13 protein-coding genes are annotated in these 13,190 nt (G+C 69.4%); 5 read left to right on the top strand and 8 right to left on the bottom strand.

Annotation, left to right across the window (positions count from 1 at the left end; translation table 11 throughout):
- Positions 1–72 precede the first annotated feature (72 nt).
- The 3 genes from dqs_RS07865 to dqs_RS07855 all read left to right on the top strand — a co-directional run bounded on the left by dqs_RS07865 (position 73) and on the right by dqs_RS07855 (position 3,864).
- Positions 73–495 (top strand): MerR family transcriptional regulator, encoded by a 423-nt coding sequence (locus dqs_RS07865; RefSeq protein WP_065340124.1) that lies wholly within the window; start codon positions 73–75, stop codon positions 493–495.
- 58 nt (positions 496–553) lie between these two features.
- On the top strand, positions 554–1,135 hold the full coding sequence (locus tag dqs_RS07860) for an NAD(P)H-dependent oxidoreductase (RefSeq protein WP_065340123.1): 582 nt from the start codon (positions 554–556) through the stop codon (positions 1,133–1,135).
- 158 nt (positions 1,136–1,293) lie between these two features.
- Complete coding sequence (locus dqs_RS07855) at positions 1,294–3,864, top strand: EAL domain-containing protein (RefSeq protein ID WP_065340122.1); 2,571 nt, start codon at positions 1,294–1,296, stop codon at positions 3,862–3,864.
- Here dqs_RS07855 and ggt read toward each other — a convergent pair.
- The 8 genes from ggt to dqs_RS07815 form a co-directional block, all read right to left on the bottom strand.
- On the bottom strand, positions 3,858–5,579 hold the full coding sequence (gene ggt, locus dqs_RS07850) for a gamma-glutamyltransferase (protein WP_065340121.1): 1,722 nt from the start codon (positions 5,577–5,579) through the stop codon (positions 3,858–3,860). The two genes, dqs_RS07855 and ggt, sit on opposite strands and share 7 nt — an antisense overlap.
- A gap of 17 nt (positions 5,580–5,596) precedes the next feature.
- Positions 5,597–6,862 carry a 6-phosphofructokinase gene (locus dqs_RS07845; protein ID WP_065340120.1) on the bottom strand — a complete coding sequence of 422 codons (1,266 nt, stop codon included), beginning with the start codon at positions 6,860–6,862 and terminating at the stop codon, positions 5,597–5,599.
- A gap of 115 nt (positions 6,863–6,977) precedes the next feature.
- On the bottom strand, positions 6,978–7,631 hold the full coding sequence (gene adk, locus dqs_RS07840; protein WP_065340119.1) for an adenylate kinase: 654 nt from the start codon (positions 7,629–7,631) through the stop codon (positions 6,978–6,980).
- Between the two features lie 119 nt (positions 7,632–7,750).
- Positions 7,751–8,524: a 3-deoxy-manno-octulosonate cytidylyltransferase gene (kdsB, locus tag dqs_RS07835; RefSeq protein ID WP_179948018.1), complete on the bottom strand. Its 774-nt coding sequence runs from the start codon at positions 8,522–8,524 to the stop codon at positions 7,751–7,753.
- Positions 8,525–8,532: 8 nt separating this feature from the next.
- On the bottom strand, positions 8,533–8,721 hold the full coding sequence (locus tag dqs_RS07830) for a Trm112 family protein (RefSeq protein ID WP_011765204.1): 189 nt from the start codon (positions 8,719–8,721) through the stop codon (positions 8,533–8,535).
- Entirely contained in the window at positions 8,702–9,727 is a 1,026-nt protein-coding gene (gene lpxK, locus dqs_RS07825) for a tetraacyldisaccharide 4'-kinase (protein WP_084018306.1), read from the bottom strand. The genes dqs_RS07830 and lpxK overlap by 20 nt, the downstream gene beginning before the upstream one ends.
- 3 nt (positions 9,728–9,730) lie before the next feature.
- Positions 9,731–10,153, bottom strand: coding sequence for an ExbD/TolR family protein (locus dqs_RS07820; RefSeq protein ID WP_011765202.1), 423 nt, complete (start codon positions 10,151–10,153; stop codon positions 9,731–9,733).
- A gap of 11 nt (positions 10,154–10,164) precedes the next feature.
- Positions 10,165–10,773, bottom strand: coding sequence for a MotA/TolQ/ExbB proton channel family protein (locus dqs_RS07815; protein ID WP_011765201.1), 609 nt, complete (start codon positions 10,771–10,773; stop codon positions 10,165–10,167).
- Positions 10,774–11,063: 290 nt separating this feature from the next.
- Between dqs_RS07815 and xseA the strand changes: the two genes are divergently transcribed.
- Entirely contained in the window at positions 11,064–12,443 is a 1,380-nt protein-coding gene (gene xseA / locus dqs_RS07810; protein ID WP_179948017.1) for an exodeoxyribonuclease VII large subunit, read from the top strand.
- 157 nt (positions 12,444–12,600) lie between these two features.
- Positions 12,601–13,185 carry a superoxide dismutase gene (locus dqs_RS07805; protein WP_011765199.1) on the top strand — a complete coding sequence of 195 codons (585 nt, stop codon included), beginning with the start codon at positions 12,601–12,603 and terminating at the stop codon, positions 13,183–13,185.
- The last annotated feature ends 5 nt before the right edge of the window (positions 13,186–13,190 follow it).

The following is a 13,190-nucleotide window of genomic DNA, read 5'->3' as shown; positions in this document are numbered from 1 at the left end:
CAGGACGAAAGGCGGAATTCTAAGCGATCGTCGCGACATTGCGGCGCAGCAGGCGCCGCGCAGGGAACAGCCATGTACATCGGAGAAATCGCGCGCCGCACCGGCGCTTCGCCCAAGGCGATCCGCCACTACGAGACGCTCGGCCTGCTCGGCGCCGTCGGCCGCAGCGGCAGCTACCGGGTGTATGCCGAAGCCGACGTGGCGCGCGTGGAGCTGATCCGCCAGGCGCAGGCGCTGGGCATGCGCCTGGCCGAACTGCAGCCGCTGCTCGCCGGCGCCGAGCCCGACTGGAGCGCGCTGTGCCGGCTGATCGAGGCGAAGCGCGCCGCCGTCGCCGCGGATATCGCCCGCCTGCACAACCTCGACCTCCGGCTGGACGCGGTGCACAGGGAGATCGCCGCCTGCCTGGGCGCGGACCCGGGCGCCGCGGCCCATTGCGCGCACGCCGGCCGTGCGGCGGCCGGTGTCGCGCTGCCGGCCGACGCCGAGGCTTGACTCTGCCCTCAGGGGCAAGCCTTAGCCTGCCGGCCTCTTTCCAGCACGGAGCACAACCATGGGCAAACGCGTCCTGGTCATCCTCGGCCATCCTTCGGCAGCCAGCTTGTGCGGCGCCCTGGCCGCCAGCTACGCCGAAGCCGCCACCGCCGCCGGCCATGAAGTGAGCCGGCTCAACCTTGGCGACCTCGATTTCGACCCGATCCTGCACGAGGGCTACAGGCGCATCCAGCCGCTGGAGCCGGACCTCGAACACGCCCGCGCGGCCATCCACCGCGCCGACCACCTCGCCTTCGTGTTCCCCGTGTGGTGGGGCGGCGTGCCGGCCACGCTGAAAGGCTTTCTCGACCGCGTGTTCCTGCCCGGCTTCGCCTTCCAGTACCGCGACGGCGCACTCTTCCCCGACCAGTTGTTGAAGGGCCGCAGCGCCGATCTGGTGGTGAGCATGGATACGCCGCCGTGGTACTTCCGCTGGATCTACCGCATGCCGGCGGTCCATCAGATGCGGCGCACGACGCTGGAATTCTGCGGCATCCGCCCGGTGCGCACGCTGCTGCTGGGGCCGGTGAAGGACGCCCCGACGGCGCGGCGCGAGCGCTGGCTGGCGCGGGTGCAAAAACTGGCGGCACGCATCGGCTGAGCGGCGCCCTTCCCCGGGGGACCGCTTCCCTTCGTGCCCCCTTCCACGCCGGCCGTCGCGCCTTGCCCCGCGGCTGGCACCGAGTCTTGATCTAGCGCAACAGACCCGGATTGGGCTGTCAGTATCGTGAGCCCACCCTCCCAAGAAGCCCGCCTCCGATGAACCTCAAAGGTTTCATAGTCGCCACCTCCGCCGCGGTCGGCATCATCTTCACGGCAGGCAGCTGGCTCGCGATCAGTTCCGCGTTCGAGCAAGCCTTCAGCACCCATGCGCGCGACCAGGCGCGCGAGGCGGCGCGGGTCAGCTTCGCCGCGATGTACGGCATCATGAGCCAGGGCTGGACGCGCGCGCAGGCCGAGCGCTTTCTCGACGGCATCCACGCCGGCGGCAACGAGGCCGGCCTCAAGGTGGCCATCTACCGCAGCCCGGTGGTAGAGGCACGCTACGGCAGCATCGCGCAGCCCGCGCCTGACGAACTGGTGAGCGCGGCACTGCAGCGCGGCGACGCGGGCGACCATGTGAGCGACGGGCGTTTTCGCAGCGCGGTGCCGCTGCGCGCCGAGGAACGCTGCCTCGGTTGTCACGACAACGCCCGCCCCGGCGACGTGCTTGGCGCAATCGAGGTCACCCAGCCCTTCGGCCAGGTGCTGCAGCAGGCGCGCTCGGCGTTCTACCTGCACGCGGCGCCCAGCCTGCTGCTTGGGCTGCTGCTGGCGGGCACCGCACTGTGGTGGATCGGACGCTCGGTATCGCGCAGCGTGAACGAGGTGGAAAGCAGCCTCGATTCGATCAACAAGGTCTCGGACCTGCGCCATCTGCGGCTGGGCGAGCGCAAGGCCACCTTCGGCGAAATCAACCGCGTCCACGAGGCCATCGCCGGCCTTGCCGCGCGCCTGCGCACGATCGCGGTGGACAAGAACATCCTGCTGTTCGAGATCGGCCTGCTGGAGAAATTCGTCATCACGTCCGAGGTGATCCGCGACTGGCGCGCCTACGTCGGCAAGCTGCTGGTCGACATCAACAGCATCATCGACGCCCATGTGCTGTTCTCGGTGTTCCAGATCGACGACGAACTGTTCGACGTGGAGATCTTCTGGCACGTGCAGCCGGGCACCACGACGCGGCGCCGGATCGAGGCCGTGGTGCGCGACACGCTGAACGACGACCCGCGCTTCTCGGCGCCGGCCACGCTCAACATCCACCACCACTACCCGGCGCAGACGGCCACGCCGGCCGAGGACGCCGAGCTGACGCTGCGGGTGAAGTCCTTCTTCGTCGACCGCCCGAAGATCGGCAGCATCGTCGGCATCGGCGTGCAGGCCGCGGGGCCGGTGGACCAGACCCACAACCTGGTGCTCGATTCCATCCTGTCCACACTGCTGAACGTGGTGGGCTCGATCAAGGCGATCCACAAATACACCCGCGACCTGGAGTACTACGCCACCCGCGACCCGCTGACCGACCTCTACAACCAGCGCGTGTTCTGGGAACTGCTCGATTACGAACTGGACCGCAGCCAGCGCCACGCCACCCGCGCCACGCTGCTGCTGATCGACCTCGACAATTTCAAGCTCATCAACGACCACTACGGCCACGCCACCGGCGACCGCTTCCTGCAGCAGTTCTCGCGCAGCATGCAGCAGGCGCTGCGCGGCGGCGACATCCTGGCGCGCTACGGCGGCGACGAGTTCGTCGTGATCCTGCCGGAGACCGAGCTGGAACAGGGTTACGCCACCGCGCGCCGCCTGCTCGACGCCACCCGCGACATCGCGCTCGAAATTCCCGGCAACGATCCGATCCGCGGCACCGTGTCGATCGGGCTGGCGGTGTATCCGGACCACGCCACCACCGCCAAGGACCTGTTCCTGTTCGCCGACAACATGATGTACCGCGCCAAGGCCGAGGGTAAGGAGCGGGTGGCGGTGCCGAGCGAGGAAGACGTGATGGCGGTGTTCCGCGACGTCTCCGAGATGAGCATGGCGGTGCTCCACGCGGTGAACGAGCGCCGCATCATCCCCTTCTTCCAGCCCATCCTCGGCATCGAGGACGGCCGCGTCGCGGCGGTGGAGGTGCTGTCGCGGCTGGAGGTGAACGGCCAGCTGCTGCGCGCCGACCAGTTCATCGAGATCGCCGAGAAGATCGGTGTGATCCACCGCCTCGACGCGATCGTCATCGAAGCCGCGCTGGCGCGCGTGCGCGAGAGCGACTTCGACGGCGACATCTTCTTCAACCTGTCGCCGCGCGCGCTGGTGCTGGCGGAGTTCGCGCGCACGCTGCGCAGCATCGTCGCCGACTCGGGCATCGCGCCGGAACGCATCGTGTTCGAGATCACCGAGCGCGACACGGTGAAGAATCTGTCGCTGCTGGAACGCTTCATCTGCGACCTGAAGGCGGAAGGCTTCCGCCTCGCGATCGACGACTTCGGTTCGGGCTTCTCGTCCTTCCACTACCTGCGCCGCTTCCCGTTCGACGTGCTGAAGATCGAGGGCGACTTCATCGCCAACATGGTCAACAGCGAACGCGACCGCATCTTCGTGCAGAGCATCACCGAGCTGTCGCGTGCACTGAAGATCAAGGTGGTGGCGGAGTTCGTGGAATCGGCCGAGGTGCTGGCGCTGCTGCGCGAGTTCGGCATCGACTATGCGCAGGGCTACCACGTCGGCCGGCCCGAACGCGAGGTGCTGCCCGCCCGCGCGCGTGCTGCGCGGCCGGCGCTGACCGCTCAGTAACCCGCCGCGCTGCCCTCGCGGCGCGGATCGGCCGCGCCCGCCCAGCCTCCAGCTTCACGCACGATCAGGCTGGTGCCGCTGGTGAGGTCACGCAGTTGCGGGCGGTGCCCGAACAGCGCGAGTCGGCCCGCCAGCGCGCACCCGGCGGCGTTGTCCTCCACTTCGGTCGGGCCATTGCGGCTGCCGGCGTGCGGCCGCGCCAGCGCCGCGTCCGGCGCCTGCCCCCAGTCGAGCACGCCCACCAGCGCGGCCGCCACGTAGTTGATGATGGCGCTGCCGCCGGGCGAGCCGAGCACCGCGTGCAGCCGTCCATCGGGCGCAAACACCAGCGTCGGCGCCATCGAGCTGAGCGGGCGCTTGCGCGGCCCGGCGCGGTTGGGGTGTGCCCCGTGCTCACCGCTCGGGACAAACGAAAAATCGGTGAGCTGGTTGTTGAGCAGGAAGCCGCGCACCATGCGCCGGCTGCCGAAGGCGTTCTCGATCGAGGCGGTCAGCGACACCGCGTTGCCGCCTGCATCCACCACCGATATGTGCGTGGTGGCGGGCCACTCCGGGCTGCTCGCCGCCACCGCTGCCACCGCGGGGTCCGGCACGCCCGCCGGCGCGGTCCCCATGCTGCCGTCGAGCGCGATCAGCGCGGCGCGGCGGGCGAGGTAGCGCGGCGCCAGCAACTGCGCGGGCGCCAGCGTCATCGCCGCGGGGTCGCCGTACCAGGCTTCGCGGTCCGCATAGGCAAGCCGGCCCGCCTCGGCGAAGAGGTGCGCGGCAAAAGCCGAATCCGGCGCGATCGCAGGCAGGTCGAAGCGTTGCAACACGCCGAGCAGGGCCAGCACGCTCGCACCGCCGGCGCTGGGGGGCGGCATGCCGCACACCCGCCAGGCGCGGTACGGGCCGCACAGCGCCGGGCGCTCGACCACCTCGTAGGAGCGAAGGTCGTCCAGCGTGAGCGCGCCCGGCGCCGGGGCGCGCGCCACCGCGGCGACGAGATCGCGCGCCACCTCGCCGCCGTAGAAGGCCTCGGCGCCGTCGCGCGCGAGCAGTTCCAGCGTCGCGGCGAGCGCCGGATTGCGCAGCGTCGCACCCACCGCCAGCGGCGCACCGCCCGCATCGAAGAACAGCAGGCGCGCGGCGGGGTCGGCGCGCAGGAAGCGGTCGCGCGCGATGTGCGCGTGCAGGCGCGGCGACACCGCGAAGCCCTCCCGCGCCAATGCAATCGCGGGCGCGAACAGGCGCGCCCAGGGCAGCACGCCGTGGCGCCGATGGGCGGCTTCGAGCAGGCGCGGCAACCCCGGCACACCCACCGCACGGCCGCCCACCACCGCGTCGAAGAAGTGCAGCGGGCGCCCGGCCTCGTCCAGGAACCAGTCCGCCTCCACCGCCGCAGGCGCGCTTTCGCGGCCGTCCCAGGCGGCAAGACGCTGCGCGGCAGCGTCGTAGTGGAGCAGGAAACCGCCGCCGCCGATGCCGGACGATTGCGGTTCGACCACATTGAGCACCAGCGCCGCGGCAATCGCGGCATCCGCGGCCGAACCACCCTCGCCCAGCACGGCAAGCGCGGCGTCGGTGGCGAGCGGGTGGGCGGTCACCACCATTGCGTTGGAAGCGCGTACCGCCGGTCGCGGTGAGAAGCCGGTCGCGGCCTCGGGCGCGGGCGGCTGCGCGGCCGCCGTGGCCGCAAGCCACAGCCAGACCGCGAACAGGATCGCCGCGCGCATCGGCCTGCCGCCCGCGCTCAGCGCGTCCAGGCAGGCAGCCGGCGCGGTTCGGGTGCGAGTTGTAGTTGGAAGTAGTCGGGCAGACCGGCGTGGGTCGGCACCGGCAGTTCGCCTTCGATCAGCGGCGCCAGCGCGGCCTTGGCGGCGGCGGTGACGTGCAGGCCGTCGGCGGCGATGAAATGCGGCGGCACGCGGCGCTCGAGGTTGGCGATTTCCTCCACCCGCACCGGCTGCACATCCCACCGATACGGTTCGTCGGCCAGGCGGCGGATCGCCGGCATCACCCCATCCTGCCCGGCCAGCGCGTAGGCCACCGCAGCCCGCCCCACCGCCCTTGCCTGCGCCACGTCGGTGGCCGAGCGCCAGTGGCCGGCCGCGCGCTGCAGGTAGTCCGGGATGGCCCAGTGGTGCTTGTAGTCGAAGCGCGCCGAAACCAAGCGCGCGACGCACTGCCCCGCGCCGCCCAGCTGGACGTGACCGAGCGCGTCGTGCGACTGCTCCATCACCAGCGTGCCGTCGGCGCGGCGGATGCCTTCCGCCACGGTGACTGCACAGTAGCCCAGGCGCTCGACTACCGCCTTCACCCGCGCGAGGAAGGCCTCCTCGTCGAACGCGACCTCGGGCAGCAGCACGATGTGTGGCGGCTCGTCCTCGTTGCGCGCGGCCAGCGCGGTTGCGGCGGCCAGCCAGCCGGCGTTGCGCCCCATCACCTCCATGACGAACACCCGCCCACGCCGGCTGGACATCGCCGCCAGGTCCAGCCCGGATTCGCGCATCGCGGTGGCGAGATACTTGGCCGCGGAGCCGAAGCCGGGCGAGCAGTCGGTGCCCTCGAGGTCGTTGTCCACCGTCTTGGGCACACCGATGCAGCACAGCGGGTAAGCCCGCGCGCGCGCCGCTGCGGCAACGCGGGCGACGATGTCCATGGAACCGTTGCCGCCGTTGTACAGGAAGGCGCCGATGCGATAGCTGGCGAACACCTCGAACAGACGGTCGTACTGCGCGGGATTGGCTTCCTCCGGATCGAGGTCGAAGCGGCACGAACCGAATGCGCCGCCGGGCGTGAGTGCAAGCTGTGCCAGCTCGGCGGGCGTCAGCGGCGTCGTATCGACCAGCGTTTCACTCAGCACCCCGAGAATGCCGTTGCGCGCGCCATAGACAGTGCCGATCGCCTGCGGATGTTCGCGCGCGGCTTCGATGACCGCGGCAGCGCTCGCGTTGATCACCGCGGTGACGCCGCCCGCCTGGGCGTAGAGGAGATTGAACGGCTGGGTCGGGCTCATCGTCGGAGGTCACCTCGACAGCGGCGCGCATGCGCCGGATCACACCTGCAAAGACAAACGCGGCCGGCACCGGGTTCGGTACCGACCGCGTCGGATGACGGCGCCGGGCGCCGGATTACTTCAGCGCGTCGAAGGCGCGGGCGGTAATCTCATCCACGGCACCGAGGCCGGAGATCTTGCGCACCTTGGGCGCCTTGACGTCGCCGGAGGCGGCCCAGCTGCTGTAGTACTCGACCAGCGGCTTGGTCTGGGCGTGGTAGACGTCCAGGCGCTTCTTGACGGTCTCTTCCTTGTCGTCGTCGCGCTGCACCAGGTCTTCGCCGGTGACGTCATCCTTGCCCTCGACCTTGGGCGGGTTGTACTTGACGTGGTAGGTGCGGCCGGAGGCCAGGTGGGCGCGGCGGCCGCTCATGCGTTCCACGATCTCGCTGTCGGGCACGTCGATCTCGAGCACGAAGTCGATCGGCACGCCGGCGTCCTTCATCGCGTCGGCCTGAGGGATGGTGCGCGGGAAGCCGTCGAACATGTAGCCGGCCTTGCAATCGTCCTGCTGCAGGCGGTCCTTCACCAGGCCGATGATGATCTCGTCGGACACCAGGCCACCGGCGTCCATCACCTTCTTGGCCTCGATGCCCAGCGGGGTGCCGGCCTTGACCGCGGCGCGCAGCATGTCGCCGGTGGAGATCTGCGGAATGCCGAACTTCTCCTTGATGAAGTTCGCTTGCGTGCCCTTGCCGGCGCCCGGCGGTCCCAACAGAATCAGTCGCATACACCCTCCCGAGATTTTGGCCTGTGCTGCCGGCCTGCTTTATGAACTAGATGAACCAAAAGGCCGAAACTTAAACGACTCGACCGGCACGGTCAAACCGAAAGACCGCGCAAAACGTGTCAGGCAGCGCCGGCGAATACCGCCCGCACCCGCTCCAGGTCTTCCACGGTATCGACCCCCGCGGCCGGCGCGGCCTCCAGCCCGAGCACGCGGATGCGGTAGCCGTGCCACATCGCCCGCAGCTGCTCCAGCGCTTCCCACTGCTCGATCGGCGCGGGCGCCAGCGCGGTGTAGCGGCGCAGGAAGCTGACGCGGTAGGCATACAGCCCGACATGGCGCAGCACCGGAAGTCCGGCCGGCAGGACGGCGCGCTCGCCGGGTTGCGCCCAGGCATCGCGCGCCCAGGGAATCGGCGCGCGGGAGAAATACAGCGCGCGCTGCTGGGCGTCGCACACCACCTTGACGACGTTGGGATTGAAGACTTCGTCGGCGTCGTGGATCGGATGCGCCGCGGTGGCGATGGCGGCTTCGCCGTCGGCCGCGAGTTCGGCCGCCACCGCGGTGATGATGGCGGGGTCGATCAGCGGCTCGTCGCCCTGTACGTTGACGACGATGTCCTCGTCCTGCCAGCCGAGCGCGCACGCGACCTCGGCGAGGCGATCGGTGCCGCTCGGATGGTCGGCGCGGGTCATGACCACCTTGCCGCCGGCCGCCTCAACCGCCTCGCGCACGCCATCGTGGTCGGTGGCCACCCACACCTCGGCGGCGCCGGCGTCCTGCACGCGTTCGAGCACGCGGACGATCATCGGCTTGCCGGCAATGTCGGCGAGCGGCTTGCCCGGCAGCCGGCTGGAGGCGAAACGGGCGGGAATGACGATGCGGAAGGCGGACATGGCGGCGCTCAACGCAACGCGTCCACGTCCTCGGCGGCCAGCGCGCGCGCTTCCTCTTCCAGCATCACCGGGATGCCGTCGCGGATCGGGAACGCGAGGCGGTCGGCCTTGCAGACCAGCTCCTGCTTGTCCTTGAGGTAGTCGAGCGGACCCTTGCACAGCGGGCAGACGAGGATTTCAAGCAGGCGGGCGTCCATGTTGCAGTCTCTCCAGGATGCGTTCGGCGGCACCCGAACCGATTTCGGCCGTCACCGGGAATTCCCAGGCGTCGGCCGGTGCGAAAGGCGCGCATTTTACCGCATCCTTGCTGGTCATCAGCTTGGGCTCGCCGGGCGCGAAGTCGAGATCGGCGGCAACGAAGCGGTGATGGTCGGGAAACGGATGCGGCACCACGTCCAGACCCATCGCCGCGAGCTGGTCGAAGAAGCGCTGCGGACGGCCGATGCCGGCAACGGCATGGACCCGGCGGCCGCGGAAGGCGCTCGCATCGCAGCGCCGGGCAGGATCGGCAACGCCGCGGAACCCGTCGCCGACCAGCCGCATCGGCACCGCACGCGCGCCCAGCCCGGGCGGCAGTTCCCCCTCGTCGCCGTGGCGGATCACCAGGTCCACGCGGTCGAGCCGGCGGACCGGCTCGCGCAGCGGCCCGGCGGGCAGCAGCCAGCGGTTGCCCAGCGTGGCGGGATCGACCACCGCCAGCTCCAGGTCGCGGGCAAGGCGGTAGTGCTGCATGCCGTCGTCGGAGACGATGACATCGCATTCCGGGTGGGCCTGCAGCAGCGCGGCGGCGGCCGCGGGGCGGTCGCGCCCGACGAAGACCGGCACGCCGGTGAGGCGCGCAAGCAGCAGCGGCTCGTCGCCGCATACGCCGGCATCGCCGGAGGCGACCACTTCGAGCACGCCGCGCGCGCTGCCGCCGTGCCCGCGGCTGATGATGCCCGGATGCCAGCCGGCCGCCCGCAACTGCTCGACCAGCCAGGCGACCACCGGAGTCTTGCCGCTGCCGCCGACCGCGATGTTGCCGACGACGATCACCTTCACCGGCAGCCGCACCTGCGAAAGCAGGCCGGCGCGGTAGAGCCGGCGTCGCAATGCGGCGAGCAGGCCGAACAGCAGGGACAGGGGATACAGCAGCAGCGCGCGCGGACCGCGGCTGCGCCAGTACGACGGGGCGGTGGGCATGGCCCCGCGCGCAGCCGCCATGGGTCAGTTCGCCGGGGTCTGGGTGGCGAAAGTGATGTGGGCAAGGCCGGCGCGCTGCGCCGCCTGCATGACGTCCACGACGCGCTGGTGCGGGGTCTTGGCGTCGGCGCTGATCACCACGACCGGCTCGCGGCCGTTGGACGGGCTGGCCTTGCCGAGCGCCGCGGCGAGCTCGTCGATGCCGCGTCCGGCCACCGGCTGGCGATTGACGAGCACGTCGCCGGTGGCCGTGACCGCGACCGCAATTTCGTTCGCCACCGTTTCGCTGCCATCCGCTGCGGACGTCGGCAGGTTGATTTCCAGGCCCGACACCTTGGAGAAGGTGGTCGTCAGCATCAAGAAGATCACGATCACCAGCAGCACGTCGATGAAGGGGATGAGGTTGATCTCCGGCTCCTCATCGCGATTGCCCTTCCGGAAATTCATCGCCATCGCCCTCAGCCGCGGCGGTCGCCCTGGGCGACCTCGACCAGCTTGATCGCCTGCTGCTCCATGTCGATGACGAAGTCGTCGATCAGGCGGCGGAAATGGCGCCAGAAGATCATCGTCGGAATCGCAATCACCAGGCCGAAGCCGGTGGCGTACAGCGCGAGCGAAATGCCGTGCGCGAGCTGGGCGGTGTTGGCGCCGCTGATACCCTGCGAGGCGAAGATCTCGATCATGCCGATGACGGTGCCGAAGAGGCCGAGCAGCGGCGCCACCGAAGCGATGGTGCCGAGCGTGGTGAGGAAGCGCTCGAGTTCGTGGACCACCGCCCGGCCGGTTTCCTCGATCGATTCCTTCATGACGTCGCGCGAGGCGCCGATGTTGCGCAGGCCCGCAGCCAGCACGCGGCCGAGCGGCGAATGCGCGGCGACGCGGTTGATCATCTCGGCCGAGGCACCGTGGCTGCGCAGGTCCACCAGCACCTTGTCGAGCAGCCCGGCCGGAACCACGCGCGCGCGCCGGAGCGACACGGAACGTTCGATGATCAATGCCACTGCAATAACCGACGCCAGCAACAGCGGCCAGATCGGCCATCCCGCAGCCTGAATGATCTCGAACACGCGCCCACTCCCCGGGAAAAAGCGGAACTCTAGCGCCAGCCCCCGTCGGGCGGCAAGTCGGGGCGCTGTGCGGAGAATCCACAAAAGCTGTGGATAAGTTTGTGGACTGATTCGGGATGTTGCCCCGGAAGCCCGTCGCCGCGGGCTTTTGCTTGCTTCGCTGAAAAATTAGGCAACATAAAATACCGTTAGTTATCAACTACTTGACAAACACTCCCAGTCGGATCAAGGACTTGCCGATTCAGGCTTGACAGTCCGGCGGGGCTGTGGATTCCGCTACAATCCCGGGCATGAAATTCGCCTCCCAATCGCCTGAAGCATCACCGCTATCCCTGTCCGCTCAAGTGCTTACGGTGTCCGCACTGAACCGCCTCGCGCGCGAGGTACTCGAGTCGGCCATCCCCCTGCTGTGGGTCAGCGGCGAGATCTCCAACCTCACCCGTGCCGCCTCCGGACATCTGTATTTCACCCTCAAGGACGAGCAGGCCCAGGTGCGGTGCGCGATGTGGCGCAACCGTGCCCAGTTGCTGCCCTTCCGGCCTGAAAACGGCATGCGGGTCGAAGCCCGCGCCCTGGTGACTGTCTATGAAGTCCGGGGCGACTATCAGCTGGGCGTGGAGGCGCTGCGCCCGGCGGGCATCGGCAACCTGTTCGAAGCCTTCACGCGCCTGAAGGAAAAGCTCGCCGCCGAAGGCCTGTTCGATGCCGCGGTCAAGCGCCCCTTGCCGCCGTATCCGCGCGGCATCGGTATCGTCACCTCGCCCGCCGCGGCCGCCCTGCGCGACGTGCTGGTCACCCTGAAGCGCCGTGCGCCGCAACTGCCGGTGGTGCTGTATCCCGCCCCGGTGCAGGGTGCGGATGCGCCGCTGCGGCTGGTGGCGGCGCTGGAAGCCGCGGCGGCGCGCGCGGCGGAAGACGGCATCGACCTCGTCCTGCTGGTGCGCGGAGGCGGCAGCATCGAAGACCTGCAGGCCTTCAACGACGAAGGGCTGGCGCGCGCCATCCGGCGCAGTCCGTTGCCGGTGGTGTGCGGCGTGGGGCACGAAACCGACTTCACCATCGCCGACTTCGCCGCCGACCTCCGCGCCCCGACGCCGACCGGCGCGGCCGAACTTGCAAGCGCGGGTTTTCATGCCGCGCGCGACCGCGTCCTCGCGCTCGACCAACATCTTGCCCGCGCCATGCAGCGCCGGCTCGACACGCTCGCCCAGCGCCTCGACCGTGCCGCGCTGCGACTGGTGCATCCGCGCCAGCGGCTGGCAGCCGCCAGGGTTCAACTCGCAACGCTGGAGCGCCGGCTCCACGATGCCGGAACGCGGCAGCTGCAGCGGGCAGACGAACGCCTCGCGCGCCTCGGCCTGCGCCTGCGCGGGCGCCGGCCCGATCTGGCGCGCGCGCGCGCCGACCAGCACCAGCTCGCCGCGCGCCTGCGTCGCGGCCTCGACACCGTCATGCAGCGGCACCGCCTGCGGCTGGAGGCACTACAGGACCACCTCAAGCATCTCGCGCCGGATGCCGTGCTCGCGCGCGGCTACAGCATCACCCGCGACGCCCACGGCCACATCCTGCGTTCCGTTCAGGACATCGGCGTGGGCGACGCGGTGAGCGTGCAACTGGCCGATGGCCGTCTCGACGCGGAAGTCACCGCCACGCAGCCGCCCCGGCCCTGATGCCGGGGCACTTCCGGCATATGCATTTGCTGTTGCCGCGGTTTCCCAAACGCCGCGTTCGGCTTAAGATCAATGGCTGTCGGGATTGGCGACCCTGAGCAATCCTGACTAGAATTGTCGGACTTTACCCCCCAACGGACACAGACAGGAGAATTCGATGGAACACACGCTGCCCCCCCTGCCCTACGCCAAGAACGCCCTGGCGCCGGCCATCTCCGAAGAAACGCTGGAATTCCACTACGGCAAGCACCACCAAGCCTACGTCACCAACCTCAACAACCTGATCAAGGGCACCGAGTACGAGAACCTCGACCTCGAAGCCATTATCAAGAAGGCCCCGGCCGGCGGCGTGTACAACAACTCGGCGCAGGTCTGGAACCACACCTTCTTCTGGAACAGCATGAAGCCGAACGGCGGTGGCGAACCGACCGGCGCGCTGGCTGACGCGATCAAGGCCAAGTGGGGCTCGTTCGACGACTTCAAGAAGGCTTTCCAGACCTCCGCCGTGGGCAATTTCGGCTCCGGCTGGACCTGGCTGGTGAAGAAGGCCGACGGCTCGGTGGACATCGTCAACATGGGCGCTGCCGGCACCCCGCTGACCACCGGCGACAAGGCTCTGCTCTGTATCGATGTGTGGGAACACGCCTACTACATCGACTACCGCAACCTGCGTCCCAAGTTCGTCGAGACCTTCCTCGAGAAGCTCGCCAACTGGGATTTCGCGGCGCAGAACTTCGCCTGATCCCG

Origin of the sequence: Azoarcus olearius (genome assembly GCF_001682385.1) — a bacterium.
GTDB lineage: Bacteria > Pseudomonadota > Gammaproteobacteria > Burkholderiales > Rhodocyclaceae > Azoarcus > Azoarcus olearius.
Note: the sequence above shows the minus strand (reverse complement) of the source record. Positions and strands in the feature narration are given on the sequence as shown.